Here is a 16,726-nt window from a genome sequence, read left to right on the forward strand (position 1 = left end):
ACTACTCTACAACTGCAAATTATGCTTAAGCAACATGTATATATTTTTGTGAGCCTGGCACTGATTGGTGTGTTCATGACGGCTTGCGACGCGTATGCGCTAGATGATATCCAGCCTATTGATGCTGTTCCACTCGATTTAGCCGTCACCGATGCCACTTCAGCCGGTGCCGCGCGGACTGGTGTATACAACGAATTACAGGACGAAACGCTAACCTTCGACGGCTACGTCGCTTCCTACTGCTATTTTAGCGATGATTCGGATTGGACAGGTACCTTTCCTACGCGTGCTCAATTTGATAACTACAACGTACTCCCCTCCAACACTACGATGGAAGCTGTATGGGCAGACTACTACGATGTCATCAACACAGCAAATAACCTACTTTCCGTACTGCCCGAGGTAGATGACCCATCACTATCCGATGAATTGCGGAACAACTACCTAGCAGAAGCCCGATTTGGACGTGCCATTGCCTACTTCCATCTCGTCACCGGCTGGGGGGGTGTTCCTATCGTCACTACCCCTACGGTAGGTGTAGGCGAAGAACTCAACGTGCCTGCGTCGAGCGCTGAGGAAGTTTATAGCCTGATTATTGAAGACGCCACGTTTGCAGCTGACAATCTATCCGCAGCATCGCTGGGCATGAACCCAGCGGCTGCAAACGCTTTACTGGCCCGGGTAGCTTTGATGCAGGACCGGTTTAGTGATGCCGGAAACTTTGCTCAGATAGCTCTTGATTTGACGGCAGACAGTTTTGATCTAACCGACTATGCTTACCTCGAAGATGAGTTGTTTTACTTAGAGTTTAGCTCTACAGACGGACAGAGCAACGCGTTTTTCTTTGGAGCGAGTGGTATTGGAGCTAGTCGGTATTCAATTGCCCCGAGCGCGAAGTTGATTTCTTCGTATGAGGAAGGAGACGAACGGTTTGCACTATCTATCGATACTAGTTCTGCAGCTGTTCCGTTTGGTATTAAGTACGATGATTTTACTGCAGCAGCCGGTTCCCAATCTGACCCTATCTACTTCTTTCGTGCTGCTGAGCAAGTACTCATTTTGGCGGAAGTTGCTGGCCGTAATGGTGATTTCGACGAGGCAGAGCGCTATTTGAACCAGGTCAGAGTACGTGCCGGTCTAGAACCCCGTACCGATTTGGATGAAGGTAATTTCCTCGATGCGGTTCTACAGGAACGGTACGTAGAGCTTGCAATGGAAGGAGGTTTCCGCCTATGGGACATGCGCCGTACCGGCCGGGCAGAAAGTACTTTTGGAGCGCTATACGAATCTTGCGATGACGTATGGCCCTACCCCCAAAACAATATTGACACCAATACTGCATTAGAACGGAATAGTGCTTGTAACTCGTAGTACCCAAAACTGGAGCTAGCACTCACAGTCGGACGCCCCGCATCTATCAGGAAGCGGGGCGTTTTATTTTTTCTGTGTACATTCATACTATGCGAAAATGCAGATTTCCAAGACTGATCAGTATACTTGTTACTAGTATAGTACTAGTTGCCGTTGGAATACTGGAAAGTGACTTTACCTATGGTGTGATCATCGGAGCCAACAGTAGGGGTAGTAGTACGGCTATTAGGATATCTACACCGCTACTGCTGGGCATCGGCCTAGGATTGTTGAGCACGGTACTGTGGGTTAGGAAGTTCCGCCACGACTAACCCCGCACCCGCGCCCGCGCCCCCAATTCCCGCCGTAAGTTCGCCCCCGCCCAACGCCCCCACCCCATGATCACCGTCATCAGCGGAACGAACCGCTCCGATAGCCGCACGCTGCTGTTCGCTCGTCACTACGCCCGGCTGCTGGAGGAACTCGGTCAGGAGGTGGAGCTACTGAACATGGCCGAGCTGCACCACGGCTACTTCGCCGGTAAGATGTACGACCCCCTGGGCAATGATGCGCAGCTCGTGAAGTGGCAGCAGCGGTATATCCTGGCGGCCGATAAACTGGCGGTTTTCGTGCCCGAGTACAATGGCAGCTACCCGGGGGTGCTGAAGCTCTTCATCGACGGGATCTCGGTGATCGACTACGACGGTAACTTCGGGGGGAAGCACGTGGCGCTGATCGGAGTGAGCACGGGACGGGCCGGTAACCTACGGGGCATCGATCACCTGGCGGACGTCTTTGCGCACATGGGGGCCTGGGTACTGCCGAACCGCCTGCCCCTCTCGCGTGTAGATGTGCTGCTGACCGGCGAGGAGTTGACCGACGCGGGAACGAAAAAGAGCCTTAGGCAACAGGCAGAACAACTAATTGCGGCGTAAAACCGTACACCTAGAGCAAGGAAACAGTATATGTCAAAAAATTTGCTGATCGTAGAGTCGCCCGCCAAGGCGAAGACGATTGAGAAGATACTAGGTAAGGATTATACCGTGAAATCGTCCTTCGGGCACATCCGTGACCTCGATAAGGGGGACGGTGCCGTGGACGTGGAGCGCGACTTCGCTACCCGCTACGTCGTATCGCCCGAAAAGCGGAAGGTGGTCAAGGAATTGAAGGCGGCCGTCGGCAAGGTGGATACGGTGTGGCTCGCGACGGACGAAGACCGCGAGGGCGAGGCCATCAGTTGGCACCTCTGCGAGGTACTGAAGCTGCCCGTCGACTCCACCAAGCGGATCGTGTTCCGGGAGATCACCCCACCGGCCATCAAGGCGGCGATTAATAATCCACGGACGGTAGATGTGAACCTGGTCAACGCCCAGCAGGCGCGGCGGGTGCTGGACCGGCTCGTAGGCTACGAGCTCAGTGGCGTGCTCTGGAAAAAGGTGAAGTTCGGCCTGAGCGCCGGACGCGTACAGTCCGTGACCGTCAAGCTGGTGGTGGAGCGCGAGCGGGAGATCATGAACTTCGAGCCCCAACCCTTCTTCCGAGTCAATGCGATCTTCAGCGTACGTAACGAGCAAGGAAAGGAGGTAGACCTGAAGGCCGAGAGCCCCGGGCGTTTTGCTACTCAGGGGGACGCCGAGGCCTTCCTAAAAAAATGTATTGGCGCGGAGTTCAGCATCAGCGACATCGAGGTCAAACCGACAAAGCGAAAGCCCGCCCCACCCTTCACCACCTCTACCCTACAGCAGGAAGCGAGCCGTAAGCTTTACATGAACGTGGAGCGCACGATGCGTACCGCCCAGCGGCTATATGAGGCCGGTCTGATCACCTACATGCGGACCGATAGCATCAGTCTGTCCGAGACCGCCCTCCAGTCCATCGAGGCCGAGGTCACCAAGGAGTACGGGAAGCGATACAGCAGGGTGCGCCGCTTCAAGAGTAAGAAAAAGGACGCCCAGGAGGCGCACGAGGCCATCCGGCCGAGCTACGTGGATCGCCACACGATAAACCAGGGGGATCGCGATGAGCAGCGACTGTACGAACTGATCTGGAAGCGCACCGTGGCCAGTCAGATGGCGGATGCCGAGCTAGAAAAGACAACGGTCAATATCGCTATCGACACCGCCCCGGGCGAGCAGCTACGGGCGCAGGGGGAGGTACTTAAGTTCGATGGATTCCTAAAACTCTACATCGAGTCGAACGACGATGACGAGGAGGACGAGACCACCGAGGGCATCCTGCCGCCGCTACAGAAGGGGCAGATCCTGCCGCTGAGTGAGATGACGGCTACCCAACGGTTTACCCGTCCGCCCGTACGGTACACGGAGGCCTCGCTGGTAAAAAAACTGGAAGAACTCGGCATCGGCCGGCCCTCCACCTACGCCCCTACCGTATCGAAAATTATGGACCCGAAACGGGGCTACGTCACCCGCGAGAACCGCGACGGCGAGGAGCGCGCCTACTCAGTGATGACGCTAAAGGACGGTAGCATCACCTCCGAAGAAAAAACCGAAATCACCGGCACGATAAAGAACCGACTCTTTGCAACTGATATCGGCATGGCGGTGAGCGACTTTCTCGACGAGCACTTCGAGGACGTAATGACTTACCAGTTTACCGCCGATATCGAGGATAAATTCGATGAGGTAGCCGACGGGAAGGTGACCTGGACGCAGATGCTGGAGGACTTCTACTACCCCTTCCACGAGACCGTGGAGGCGACGACCGAAAGTGCCGACCGGGTGACCGGAGAGCGGATCCTGGGAAATGATCCGGCCACCGGCAAGACGATCCTGGTGCGCCTGAGTCGTAATGGCCCCGTCATCCAGCTCGGTGCGCCCGACGAGCTCGTGCCCGACGAAAAGCCACGGTACGCCAATCTGCCGTCCGGCATGAGCATGGAGGAGATCGACCTGGAGACTGCCCTACCCCTGTTCGACCTTCCAAAGGTACTCGGTGAGATCGACGGACAGGAAACCGCCGTGGGCATCGGTCGCTTCGGTCCCTACATTCGCTGGGGGGAGTCCTTCATCAGCCTGCCGAAGGATATGGACCCACACTCCACTACCCTCAGGGATGCGAAGCAACTGGTGGCGGAGAAGAAAAAGGCCGATGCTCCGGTCATGTCCTACAGAGACCTCCCCGTCACCCAGGGAGCCGGTCGCTTCGGCCCCTTCCTGAAGTGGAACGGCATGTTCGTAAATATCCCGAAGCGCTACAATCCCGAGCGGCTGACTAAGGACGAGATGATCGAGCTAATCCAGGCTAAGGAGGAGAAGGAGCGGCTGCGCTACATTCAGCGCTTTGGGGCCGAGAAGATCGACGTGGAGCAGGGGCGGTGGGGTCCCTTCATTCGCTTCAAGAAAAAATCGATCAAGTTGCCCACCGTAGACGGCAAGAAGATGACCCGCGAGCAGGCGGCCGAGCTGTCGCTGGAAGAGGTGAAGGCGATTGTAGAGGAACAGGTACCGGGAGCGTTTAAGGAGAAGAAGGCTAAGAGCAAGGGTAAGCCAAGCACGGCCAAGAAAAAGGCACCCGCGAAAAAGAAAGCACCGGCCAAAAAGAAGGCCACAGCAAAAAAATAAGATGGCAGACGACAAGAATAAGCCCGCCCAGAACCAGCTCAGCATCGACCTGCCGGAGGACATCGCCGAGGGCGTCTACTCCAACCTGGCGATCATCACCCACTCCAGCTCCGAGTTCGTCGTGGACTTCGTGCGCATCGTACCCAATGCCCCAAAGGCGAAGGTGAAGAGCCGCGTCATTCTCACCCCCGAGCACGCCAAGCGCCTGCTGGCCGCCCTGGCCGATAATGTACAGAAGTACGAGCGGCAGTTCGGCCCCATCTCCCAGCACGGCGGCAGTAACAACGGACCGAACTTCCCGCCGACCACCTTTACCCCCACGGCCCAGGCCTAAGTCGCGGTGAAATAGTCGAGCGGAACTTTTGCACTCTGCCCCAGGGTTGTATATTTGCAGCCGCTTACGTCAGCTAGACGGTCGATTAGCTCAGTTGGTTTAGAGCGTTGCATTGACATTGCAGAGGTCACTGGTTCGAATCCAGTATCGACCACGGAAGATAAAAGCGGGATGTGGCGCAGCCCGGTAGCGCACACGCCTGGGGGGCGTGGGGCCGCTGGTTCGAATCCAGTCATCCCGACCACAACGGAGAGGTCAGTCTGCTTGCAGGCTGGCCTTTCGTGGTTTTGAAAAGATTTACCGCGGAGGACGCGCAGGGCCGCCGAGAAATACCGGGCGACGGCTCTGCGTCCCTCTGCGATCTCTGCGGTTCATATACTGTTTTTATAACAGGATACTTGCGTATTTCTATAGTGGTTTGTATGTTGCGCCTGCTTTGTTTTTACATTTCCAGCACCCAACAGTTTTTGTGGCCGTCATTCGTAAACCATTAAAACACATACTTCCCATGCTTGAGGACGAACTGTGCTAATTGTAGCCACCCTCCAACTCACTTTCCTACACTGATAAATTTTACGCAAGGGCGTGGCGACCGAGTTTGCTAAGCCCTTTTCTATTTGCCACAAATTGTGTCGTATCTTCGCGGGTGATGAACAAGCACCTCGATCCCTCCGCCGCTAACCTGACGCCCGATGATGGGGCCATGGAGCGCGCCTTACGACCGGACAGCCTCAAGGAATTCAGCGGCCAGCCTAAGATCGTGGCCAACTTGAAAGTGTTCATCCAGGCGGCGGTGCAACGGGGCGATTCGTTAGACCATGTGCTGCTACACGGCCCCCCCGGACTGGGAAAGACCACCCTTAGCCACATCATCGCCAACGAGCTCGGTGCGGAACTGAAGCTGACTAGCGGACCGGTGCTCGAAAAACCGGGCGATCTGGCCGGACTGCTCACCAATCTCAATGAAGGCGACGTACTCTTCATCGACGAAATCCACCGGCTCAACAATGTAGTGGAAGAGTACCTCTACTCCGCCATGGAGGACTACCGCATCGATATTATGATCGATAGCGGACCGAATGCCCGCTCGGTGCAGATCAATCTAAACCGTTTTACCCTGGTAGGTGCCACTACGCGCATGGGTCTGCTGACCGCCCCCATGCGGGCACGCTTCGGCATCAATTGCCTGCTGGATTACTACGACGTCCAGACGCTGGTCAACATCATCAAGCGCTCGTGTGAGATCATGAGCGTGCCAATTACGGAACCAGGAGCCCAGGAGATCGCCCGCCGTAGCCGGGGCACCCCCCGTATTGCGAATGCGCTGCTGCGCCGCATCCGTGATTTCGCCCAGGTAAAGGGCAACGGCACCATTGACCTGGAAATCGCCAATTACGGACTAGCCGCCCTGAATGTAGACGAGGGCGGTCTCGACGAGATGGACAACAAGATCCTTGACGCCATCGTGCATAAGTTCAAGGGCGGCCCGGTGGGTGTCTCCACAATCGCTACGGCGGTGGGTGAGGAAACCGGCACTATCGAGGAGGTACACGAGCCCTTCCTCATCATGGAGGGCTACCTGATGCGTACCCCCCGCGGACGGCAGGCCACGGAAAAGGCGTACCACCACATCGGTGCTACGCCTCCCGGAACGGTCAACACGCTCTTCGAATTTTAGGGCCTACTCCTCCTCCGTAAGGACCTGCGCGGTAGCCTTAACGGTATCGACCACGCCCTGTACCTCGTGCCCTACGGCATCGACCGCCTTATCTACGGCGGCGGTAGCCTGCTCAATGAGCGACGGGGCGGCGGTGCGCTGCTTTTTAGCCGGCCTGTCTTTCTTTGGCGGATCGACCTCGCCCGCCAGCACCCGACTGTAGGCGACCATGGTAGCCACCGTATCGCTCGGCGGGGCCTTACGTACCTCCTTACGGTCCGCTTTAGCCTGTCGCTTACCGGCCTTGATCTTGGCGGCGGCGGCAGTGAGCTTGGCCTCCTCCTCGGGGCTGAGGTTACGGCTGCCAATCTCAGCGGCGATCTTGGCCCGGGCCGCTTCCTTGGCGGCGCGTTCGGCGGCCTTGCGGGCCTGCTTCTCGGCACGTTTTTTATCCTTTTCGATACGGCCCTCCAGCATGGACTTGGTCTTTCCCATGTCGGCCAGCTTCTCGTTCTTGCTGGCTACGCGGCTCTCGATCATGACGATCTTTGCCTGGCGGATCTGTGCTTCGAGCTGTCCATCCGTGCGCTCGATCCGGCGGCGCTCGAACTTAAGGTCCTCCTCGTCGCGGCCAATACTCTTCTGCATCCGTTCCATGGCTTTAAGCAGGCCCTGGTAGCGCGACTCGTTACGACCCAGCGCAGCCGTGGCGGCGGCACCCTTATCCTTACCCCCACCCCGTTTCTCCTTGACGGATTTAAAGGCCGCGTCGATGCGCTGATAGACCTCGTCGCGGTCGGATTTAGTGAACTTAATGCCGTGGAACTTACGCTGTAGCTCGCGCAGCTCTTGGAACACCTTATTCAGGTGGGTACCCTCCACGATGCGCTTCTCCACATCCTCAAGTAGGGTAGCAAACCTGGCCTTTTGCTTCGCGGATTCCTCCTCGTACTGAGCGTTGACCGCCTCGCGCAGTTCCTTCAGCTTTGCGAATACGGCATCCGAACGCTTGCGTAGCTCATTGCCCTGCTCCCGCATCAACGTTTTGTCCTGCAACTGGCTCTGCACCTTTTGCCAGAAGTTTTTGGCCTGGTTCCAGAGGTCGCTGCTGTAGGCTCCGGCCCGTTCGATGCGATCCTCGATTTCGGCCAGCTCGCTGCGGTAGTTCTGCGCCAGCTTTTCGCTCAGGACGTTAAAGTGCCACTCGGTCTGGGCGCGCAGGATCATGTCGGTCTGCTCGGCCCTGAGGTCATCGGGCAGAATGCCTTCCGTAACGCTGAGCTCGCGGGCGATGACGCGGTCGGGCTCGGGTAGCTCGGCCTCCTGATTTTTGCGCCACTTGTCCATGAAGGCGGAGTACACCTCATCGCTGACCACCCGCTCAGGGAAGGTCTCGATGCGTACGATGTTATCGGCAACCTGCAGCTCAAGGGTCATGAGCACGCGTTTTTCCTGGGCATCACGCCCCCAGACGGCAATTCGGTTTCGCATAGCGATGGTCAGTTCGTCCTCGTCGGCCGAGCGTTGCGGAGCTTCGCTCGTCCGCCGAGGGGTTCAAAGGTAGGTACTCGGCGGACGAGGCAAACTGCGTAAGCCGCGGCCGACGAGCACGACAGAAAAACAACGGCCCAACCCCAACGAAGTTGCCACCTAAATGGCGACCTCCTCCCCAATCAATTTATGTTCGAGCAGGTACTCCGCGATCTGCACCGCGTTAGTGGCCGCTCCCTTACGCAGGTTATCGGACACCACCCACATATTCAATCCATTAGCAATACTCTCGTCGCGCCGCAGCCGGCCCACGAATACCTCATCGCGGTGCTTGGCCAGCAGGGGCATGGGGTAGACGTTGTTTTTCGGGTCGTCCTGGAGCACTAGCCCCGGTACGGCCTCCAGCAACTCGCGTACCCGCTCCATCGTAAAGGGGCGTTCGAACTCGACGTTGACGCTCTCGCTGTGCCCCCCGTCTACCGGTACGCGGACGGCCGTAGCCGTGATGGCGATGCTTTGGTCACCGAGGATTTTGCGCGTCTCGTGCACCAGTTTCATTTCCTCCTTGGTGTAGTCGTTATCCAGAAACACATCACAGTGCGGGATGCAGTTTTCAAAGATCGGGTAGTGATACGCCGGCTCATCGCTCTTACCGCCGTCCCTCTCGGTCTCGTACTGCCGCACGGCCTTCACCCCGGTTCCCGTGAAGGACTGGTAGGTAGAGATCACCAGCCGCTTGATCTTAAATTCCCTGTGTAGTGGGGCCAGGGCCACCACCATTTGAATGGTGCTACAGTTTGGATTAGCGATGATACGATCGTCCTTGGTGAGGGCCTCCGCATTGACCTCCGGTACGATGAGTTTCTTATCGCGGTCCATCCGCCAGGCGCTGCTGTTATCGATCACCGTGGTGCCTACGGCGGCAAACTTGGGGGCCCACTCCAGACTGGTCGATCCGCCGGCAGAAAAAATGGCCACGTCGCAGCGGGCATCTACCGCATCCTGCAAACCGACTACGGTATAGCTCTGCCCCCGGTACTCGATTTGCTTACCGACCGAGCGCTCGGAGGCCACCGGCAGTAGCTCCGTAATAGGAAAGTCGTGCTCCCGCAGCACCTCGAACATCACGCCGCCCACTAGTCCCGTGGCTCCTACTACCGCTACCTTCATCATTCCGCTTTTTGGACCGGTGAAGATACCGCACCAACGGAAAACGGCCCCGATCTTGCAGGATCGGAGCCGTCGTACTCACCTTAAAATGTTTGTCACGGTGTCCTAGACTTACTCGCCCAGCAGGGACTCGACGTCGAATCCTTCCGGGATCAACACCTGATCGATTAGGTACACTACGCCGTTCGAGGCTGGTAGGTTTTCACCGACCGTGACCTGACCGTCTTCCAGTACGCGGGTCATGGTACCGGAGGCGTCGGTATCGGCGCTGTCAATGAAGTGGTAGGAAAGCAGCGTGGTCAGTGCCTCGCTGTTTTCGGGCAGCAGCAGCGCATCCACCAGTCCCTCGGGAAGGGCGGCGAAGGCATCGTCCGTGGGGGCGAGCAGGATGTAGCTGCCGTCAGCGTCAAGGTCGGCAGTCATCCCGGCCGCATCAAGGGCGGAGGCCAGGGTGGTCGTCTGCGCATTCTGGCCTACAGCTTGTCCGATGGTCCGTTCGGTCGACGCGTAGGCGTCATCCTGCTCCTCCATGGGGGGCTGTGCGATGGAATCGGTTTCGGTGGGAACTTCCTCCTGGGCGTGCAGGCCAAGGGAGAACAGAGAAACTGCCAGGAGCAGCAGAAATGAGAATAAGGATTTCATGTCGGTTGGTTTGATGAACGAATCAACCGGGGTGTAATGTGTAGTTCAGTTGGTAAACGACCCTTAAGGGGTGGTAGTTGTGGGGTTTTAGGGGATCAAGTGTTAAAGTTTCCTTAGGGCGGGGCCGCGGGTGCGGGCCCGGTGGATCAGAGCCGATTCTCCCCGTCCGGAAAAGCCACCCGGGGCTCGAACTCACGCGCCTCCTCCTCAGTCATGTAGCCGTAGGCGATGATGATGACCACATCACCGACCTGGCACCTGCGCGCCGCCGCCCCGTTCAGACAGATGATACCCGAGCCTTCCTCTCCCCGGATGGTGTAGGTCTCGATGCGCTCGCCGTTGTTATTATTGACGATCTGTACCTTCTCTCCCTCCAGGATGCCGGCCGCGTCGAGCAGTAGGCCGTCGATGGTGATGCTGCCGACGTAGTTGAGGTTGGCCTCGGTGACGGTAGCGCGGTGAATTTTTCCCTTAAAGCGTTGAATCAGCATAATCGGTGTGGTGGTAGGCAAAGGTCGGGGACCGGGCTTCAAACGCCCGGCCGGTCGCTAGGGTTGGCCCGGTAGGCGATGCGGTTATCGATAAGGCGCACGGGACCGACGCGCACGGCGGTGGCTACGACGAGCTCCTCCACGGGCTGTCCGTCTTGGTAGGGCTGTAGGGTATGGCCGTCGAAGACCGTCACGTACTCAGGCTCTAGGAGAGGAGTCGCAGCTATGCTAGCCGTTGCCAGCCGCTCTAGTTCACGCGCCGGCCAGCCCGCCCGTAGCCCCGCCGCTACGGCTGCTAGGTGGCGGTTGATGCGACCGGCGGCGCGGCGCTCATCGGGACTCAGCAGTCGATTGCGGCTACTGAGGGCGAGTCCGTCCGGTTCGCGGACGGTCTCCACGGTCACCACCCGTACGGATAGCCGCATGTGCTCGACCATATGGCGAACGACGGCTACCTGCTGGTAATCCTTCTGACCGAGGTAGAGGGTGGTGGGCTTCACGATTTCTAACAGCCGACTGACTACCTGCACTACCCCATCGAAGTGACCCGGTCGCTGCAGGCCCTCCATATGTGCGGTGAGCTGCGTGAGATCGACGTCAGCGGCCAGGCTTGATTTTGTGCCGTTGGGGTAAACGTCTTCCGTACTCGGCAGATAAAGGTAGTCGCAGCCGTGCTCGGCCAGCAATTGGGCATCGGACTGCGGGGTACGGGGATAGGCCGCCAGGTCACCGGCTTCGTTAAACTGGGTGGGATTGACGAATATGGAAGTAACGGTGAGATCGCTATCTGCTACGCTCCGGTCCACGACTGCGGCATGACCGCGGTGTAGCGCTCCCATGGTGGGGACGAAGCCGATCATCAGGCCGCGGGCGCGGGCGGGCGCCAGGGCGGCGGCGAGTTCGGCGGCGGTAGTCAGGGTGAGCAAAGCGGAGGCGGTAAAGGGCGGCGAAGATAGGGGTGTCGCCAATATTTCGTACCTTTGCCGGCCCGCAGGGGGAACAAATAAAGCGATACAAGAATATGAGTAAGACCAAGGTGCTGATTGTAACCCAGGAGATGGATCCGTACACGGAGTTGACGGAAATCGCTACCACGGTACGGGCCCTGGCCCCTTACCTCCAGAAAAACCAGATGGAAATACGGGTGCTCATGCCCCGTTACGGTACCATCAACGAGCGGCGCCACCGCCTACACGAGGTGGTCCGGCTCTCGGGTATGAACATCATCGTCGATGACGATGACTACCCGCTCATCATCAAGGTGGCCTCCCTGCCCGACAAGGGGGTGCGCATGCAGGTGTACTTCTTGGATAACGAGGACTTCTTCAAGCGTAAGTTCGTCCACGTGGATAAGTCCGGTACCCCCTTTGAGGACAATGCCGATCGCGCCGTATTCTTCTCCAAGGGCGTGATTGAGACCGTGCGTAAGTTCGGCTGGCCGCCCGACATCATTCACGTACACGGTTGGATGACCAGTCTCATTCCCTTCTACCTACGCACCGCCTACAAGAACGAGCCGCTGTTCAAGAACAGCAAGATTGTGTATAGCATGTACCAGAGTGGGCCGGAGGAGCACATCAGCGACGACTTCGCCATCAAGGCCAGTATCAATGCGCTGAGCGAGGACGACCTGGCCCCCTACCTTGACAACGGCAAACCAGCCCTGCACCGTGGGGCCATCAAGTACAGCGACGCGGTGATCCGGGGCAACGCCTCCTTCAGCGAGCCCCTTGAGGCTGCGCTAGCGGCCGCCGACCTGCCCGTGCTAGACGTACAGGGTGAGGAGGCTCCCAAGGCCAGCGTTGAATTCTACCGCGAGCTGCTGGGCGCCGAGGTAGAGAAGTAACCAACCCCGCCGGCCGCCGGTGTACTCTATACTATATGATTAAAGTGCTCTTTGCCACTGCCCTCCTACTCTTGCTGGGCAGTTGCACGGACCCCATCACAGTGGGCTCCGATCTACTCGGCGACGACCGGGCCGAGGTGGGTAAGGTGACGGACCTGCCCTTTACCGCCCGGGTGATCCGTGATGATAGCACCCTGACCGTACAGGGAGCGGTCGCTACAAGCCCCGTGGGGTACTCCTTCGGTCAGTTCGAGGATATGACCTTTGGCCGCACGCGGCACAGTTTGTATCTGACCTCACGCCCCCCTAGCTCACCTTCAAATTTAACCCTCGTCCCTCAGTTCGTAAGTCAGCCTGACGTGGAGGTTGACTCCATAGTTCTGATCCTGCCTATAGATACCCTGAAGCCGTTCTACGGCCCGGGTCGTGAGTTCCCGATCCGCGTCCTGGAACTAGCCGAGCCAGCCAGTGGCATGGCTAACTATTATTCCAATGCCGTACTGCCTACGCGGGGCGGCAACCTTGCCCGGCAAGCCAGTTTTAGTGCTACGGCCGCCCCTACCCTCGTCCGCGATACGGCGGTGACGACCTCGCCGCAGCTCCTGGCGCACGCACGGATTCGACTCTCGGATGAATTGGTCAACCGCTTCAACGGCCTGACCACGGAAGCCTTCACTACCGACTCCATCTTTCGCCTTAATTTTCCCGGTCTGCTCGTGGAACCGAACGGGGACTCCGACGGTCTAGTCTATCTACTGTCCTCCGCTCAAGCCAATGGAAGCATCTACCGAGGGATTAACGTGTACTACCAAGACACCAGTGGTACCCAGGCCAGCTACCGTATCGATCTGCGCCAGATCATTCCCAATTATAGCTATGACTACGGTGGATCGCTCGTGGAATCCCTCCTTACGCGCGATACCGCGCAGGATTTGGTGGCCATCGCCGGGGAGGGAAGCCTTGTCACTGAGTTTACGCTGACTGGTTTGGATAGTTTGGCGGGCCGGGTCATCAACCAAGCTGAATTAACGATACCGGTAGCCCAGGTAGCCGGCGTGAGCTACGAGGAATATCCTCTACCTACTCGCGTTGAGTTGTTCTACCGGACGGGTACCGGCACCTTAAGTCCCATTACTGACCGGCTCGCGCTGGCCCGGTCGCCGGCTAGCGCTGAGACGGTAAACCTGCTCATCGGTGGTCCACTTGAGGAAGAAAACGGTATCCGGTTTTATTCTCCAGCCTTCACCGTACACCTACAACGGATGGTGGATGGAGAAGTACCCCCACGGATATACCTGCGGGTTACACCGATTTTGAGCAATGAGGTGCGGGCCGCACGCGCCCTCCTTAACGGCCCCCAAGCCCCCACCCGCCCCGCAAGCATCCGGGTCACGTTCACGAACATCGACTAGGCCGGGCAACTAATCGGTGCCCACCCCGTTTGTTTTCGGAACTTGTCCCAAGTATTCACGTGGTTCACCGTTTTTTCCTCTCATGAAGCGGACCGCGCGATTTTTTGTAATCCTAACACCTACGACTTTATGTGTGGAATCGTCGGATACATCGGTCACCGCCAGGCGGATGCCCTCATCATTAAAGGTCTTGAACGGCTGGAGTACCGCGGCTACGATAGTGCCGGTATTGCCGTGCTCAATGACTCACTCTCCATCTGGAAGAAGAAGGGTAAGGTGGCCGCCCTACGTAAAGAGATTCAAAAGAACGACACCTCCGGTACCGTAGGCATCGGCCATACGCGCTGGGCCACGCACGGCGAGCCCAACGACATCAATGCTCACCCCCACACTGGCGGCAACCGTCGCCTAGCCCTGGTGCACAACGGCATCATCGAAAACTACGCCGTGCTCAAAAACGCCCTTATGGCGGAGGGTCACGTGTTCGAGAGTGAGACCGACACCGAGGTGCTGGTACACCTCATCGAGGAGATCCAGGATGAGGGTGACCTCCCCCTCGAAGAAGCCGTTCGCCTGGCCCTCGCGCGCGTGGAGGGAGCTTATGCCATTGCCGTGGTTGACAGCCGCAACCCCGGAGTACTCGTGGGCGCACGTAAGGCCAGCCCACTGGTAGTTGGGATCGGCGAGGGAGAATACTTCATCGGCTCCGATGCCTCTCCCTTTTTGGACAGCACCCGTCGGGTCGTTTACCTGGACGATAACCAGATCGCTACCATCACGCTAGAGGACGGGCTAAAGATCAAAAATACCGCAAACGAGACGCAGCCCCCCTTCATTCAGACGCTCGACATGCAGATCGAGGCCCTGGAGAAGAACGGCTACGATCACTTCATGCTTAAGGAGATTTACGAGCAGCCCATCACGATCTTCGACGCCATGCGGGGTCGCATCAGCAGCAAGGAAAACCGCGTCACCCTCCGCGGTCTGGAAGAGTACGCCAACCGCTTCGTGCGCGCCAACCGCATCATCATCGTAGCCTGCGGCACCAGCTACCACTCCGGCCTGATCGGTGAGTACCTCATCGAGGACCTGGCCCGTATCCCCGTCGAGGTCGAGTACGCCAGTGAGTTCCGCTACCGCAACCCCATCCTGAACGAGCGCGACATTGTCATCGCCCTGAGCCAGAGCGGCGAGACGGCCGATACCCTAGCCGCTCTGGAGCTCGCCAAGAGCAAGGGAGCCATGATCTACGGTATTGTCAACGCCGTGGGCAGTAGCATCGCCCGCCTCACCGACGCCGGCAGTTACATCCACGCCGGCCCCGAGATCGGGGTCGCCAGCACCAAGGCCTTCACCGGTCAGGTCACCGTACTTACCCTGCTTGCTCTTAGCATGGCGCAGAAGCTGAGCACGATCAGCAATACGACCTTTCAGAAGTTGGTCACCGAGCTCGAAACCATTCCCGACAAGGTCACGGAGTGTCTCAAAGCCAATGACCACATCCGCTACATCGCCAAGGAGATCAAGCACCACCACAACGCCCTCTACCTGGGCCGCGGCTACAACTTCCCCGTAGCCCTGGAGGGTGCCCTCAAGCTCAAAGAAATTAGCTACATCCACGCCGAGGGCTATCCCGCCGCCGAGATGAAGCACGGCCCCATCGCGCTCATCGACAAGACCATGCCGGTCATCGTCACGGCCACCAACCGCTCGGCCTACGAAAAGATCGTGAGCAACGTACAGGAGGTACTGGCCCGTAAGGGACTGGTCATTGCCATCGTCAACGAGGGGGAGACCGCCATCAGCGAGATCGCCAACCACGTCATTCACATCCCGGATACCGAAGAGCAGCTCTCCCCGCTCCTCTCCGTGATCCCCCTACAACTCCTCAGCTACCACATCGCCGTGGAGCTCGGTCGTAACGTCGACCAGCCCCGCAACCTGGCGAAGTCGGTGACCGTGGAATAGGCTGCTCGTCGGCCGAGCGTTGCGTAGCTTCACTCGTCCACCGAGTAGCATCACATATAAAATAATTTCCCCATGGAATGGGATATCGATTACAACACCAGCAGCGCCGAACTCATCTACAGTGAGTACGGCCGCAACGTGCAGGAGCTACTGCAGAAAGCCAACGAGGTGGCCGACGATGACGAGCGGCAGGCTTACGTCGAACGCGTCATCACCCTTATGCTGCAGATGCAGCCCAGTGTCAAGCAGCAGGAAAACTACGAGGAACGTCTCTGGAAGCATGCCTTTCGCATCGCCGGTGGCGCGCTCAACGTGAAGGTGCCCGAGGGCATCGACGCGGCTCCCGACCCCGAGGGCGTGCACCCCGAGCCCCTGCCCTACCCCGATACCAGTAGCCGCATGCTACACTACGGCAAAAACGTACTGGCGCTGATCGACGAGGGTAAGAAAATGGAGGACGGCCCCGAGCGCGACCTGCTCACCTATACGGCCGCCTACTACATGAAGGTAGCCCTTAGTGACTGGCGCGACGGCAAGTTCTATAACGAGGAGATGATCCGCAAGGACCTGTACGAACTCAGCGATAAGGTCCTGGTGCTTCCCCCCAACGCTAAGATCGGCGAGCCCAGTAGCAATCAGCCGTCGCAGGACAGCGGCCTGCGCCGCAAGAAGAAGAAAAAGAAGAGTGGCGGCAGTAATAATAACCGCAGCAGCAGCAGCAGCAGCCGCAGTAGCAATAACAACCGTAGCAGTCGCAACCGCCGCCGCCGGTAAGCAAAAAAGC

General features: G+C 58.2%; 14 protein-coding genes and 2 tRNA genes. 11 read left to right on the forward strand and 5 right to left on the reverse strand.

What is annotated here, in order from left to right:
• The first annotated feature begins 21 nt into the window (after positions 1-21).
• The 7 genes from ACOOHD_RS06425 to ruvB all read left to right on the forward strand — a co-directional run bounded on the left by ACOOHD_RS06425 (position 22) and on the right by ruvB (position 6,943).
• Entirely contained in the window at positions 22-1,371 is a 1,350-nt protein-coding gene (locus tag ACOOHD_RS06425; RefSeq protein ID WP_420460749.1) for a RagB/SusD family nutrient uptake outer membrane protein, read from the forward strand.
• A 377-nt stretch (positions 1,372-1,748) separates the two neighbouring features.
• Entirely contained in the window at positions 1,749-2,285 is a 537-nt protein-coding gene (locus tag ACOOHD_RS06430; protein ID WP_420460750.1) for an NADPH-dependent FMN reductase, read from the forward strand.
• 30 nt (positions 2,286-2,315) lie between these two features.
• Positions 2,316-4,931 carry a type I DNA topoisomerase gene (gene topA / locus ACOOHD_RS06435; protein WP_420460751.1) on the forward strand — a complete coding sequence of 872 codons (2,616 nt, stop codon included), beginning with the start codon at positions 2,316-2,318 and terminating at the stop codon, positions 4,929-4,931.
• 1 nt (position 4,932) lies between these two features.
• Complete coding sequence (locus ACOOHD_RS06440) at positions 4,933-5,265, forward strand: DUF3467 domain-containing protein (protein ID WP_420460752.1); 333 nt, start codon at positions 4,933-4,935, stop codon at positions 5,263-5,265.
• Positions 5,266-5,344: 79 nt separating this feature from the next.
• Positions 5,345-5,419, forward strand: a tRNA-Val gene (locus ACOOHD_RS06445).
• 13 nt (positions 5,420-5,432) lie between these two features.
• A tRNA-Pro gene (locus tag ACOOHD_RS06450) sits at positions 5,433-5,509 on the forward strand.
• 405 nt (positions 5,510-5,914) lie between these two features.
• On the forward strand, positions 5,915-6,943 hold the full coding sequence (ruvB, locus tag ACOOHD_RS06455) for a Holliday junction branch migration DNA helicase RuvB (protein WP_420460753.1): 1,029 nt from the start codon (positions 5,915-5,917) through the stop codon (positions 6,941-6,943).
• Between the two features lie 3 nt (positions 6,944-6,946).
• Here the strand turns inward: ruvB and ACOOHD_RS06460 are convergent, their stop codons facing one another.
• The 5 genes from ACOOHD_RS06460 to panC form a co-directional block, all read right to left on the reverse strand.
• Positions 6,947-8,413, reverse strand: coding sequence for a hypothetical protein (locus tag ACOOHD_RS06460; protein ID WP_420460754.1), 1,467 nt, complete (start codon positions 8,411-8,413; stop codon positions 6,947-6,949).
• Between the two features lie 159 nt (positions 8,414-8,572).
• Positions 8,573-9,583 carry an aspartate-semialdehyde dehydrogenase gene (locus ACOOHD_RS06465; protein ID WP_420461409.1) on the reverse strand — a complete coding sequence of 337 codons (1,011 nt, stop codon included), beginning with the start codon at positions 9,581-9,583 and terminating at the stop codon, positions 8,573-8,575.
• A gap of 111 nt (positions 9,584-9,694) precedes the next feature.
• A complete protein-coding gene (locus tag ACOOHD_RS06470) occupies positions 9,695-10,225 on the reverse strand; it encodes a fasciclin domain-containing protein (RefSeq protein WP_420460755.1) in 531 nt (176 codons plus the stop codon).
• A gap of 146 nt (positions 10,226-10,371) precedes the next feature.
• Positions 10,372-10,716 carry an aspartate 1-decarboxylase gene (panD, locus tag ACOOHD_RS06475; protein ID WP_420460756.1) on the reverse strand — a complete coding sequence of 115 codons (345 nt, stop codon included), beginning with the start codon at positions 10,714-10,716 and terminating at the stop codon, positions 10,372-10,374.
• Between the two features lie 38 nt (positions 10,717-10,754).
• A complete protein-coding gene (panC, locus tag ACOOHD_RS06480; protein ID WP_420460757.1) occupies positions 10,755-11,642 on the reverse strand; it encodes a pantoate--beta-alanine ligase in 888 nt (295 codons plus the stop codon).
• A gap of 95 nt (positions 11,643-11,737) precedes the next feature.
• On the opposite strand from panC, the gene ACOOHD_RS06485 reads away from it, so the two are divergent.
• The 4 genes from ACOOHD_RS06485 to ACOOHD_RS06500 all read left to right on the forward strand — a co-directional run bounded on the left by ACOOHD_RS06485 (position 11,738) and on the right by ACOOHD_RS06500 (position 16,716).
• Complete coding sequence (locus ACOOHD_RS06485; protein WP_420460758.1) at positions 11,738-12,562, forward strand: glycogen/starch synthase; 825 nt, start codon at positions 11,738-11,740, stop codon at positions 12,560-12,562.
• Between the two features lie 35 nt (positions 12,563-12,597).
• Positions 12,598-13,974 (forward strand): hypothetical protein, encoded by a 1,377-nt coding sequence (locus ACOOHD_RS06490; protein ID WP_420460759.1) that lies wholly within the window; start codon positions 12,598-12,600, stop codon positions 13,972-13,974.
• 129 nt (positions 13,975-14,103) lie between these two features.
• The gene (gene glmS / locus ACOOHD_RS06495; RefSeq protein ID WP_420460760.1) at positions 14,104-15,942 is read left to right on the forward strand and encodes a glutamine--fructose-6-phosphate transaminase (isomerizing); all 1,839 of its coding nucleotides are present in this window, start codon (positions 14,104-14,106) and stop codon (positions 15,940-15,942) included.
• Positions 15,943-16,014: 72 nt separating this feature from the next.
• A complete protein-coding gene (locus ACOOHD_RS06500; protein WP_420460761.1) occupies positions 16,015-16,716 on the forward strand; it encodes a DUF4290 domain-containing protein in 702 nt (233 codons plus the stop codon).
• Positions 16,717-16,726 lie beyond the last annotated feature (10 nt).

This window comes from Neolewinella sp., from assembly GCF_965214665.1.
Taxonomy (GTDB): Bacteria; Bacteroidota; Bacteroidia; order Chitinophagales; family Saprospiraceae; genus Neolewinella.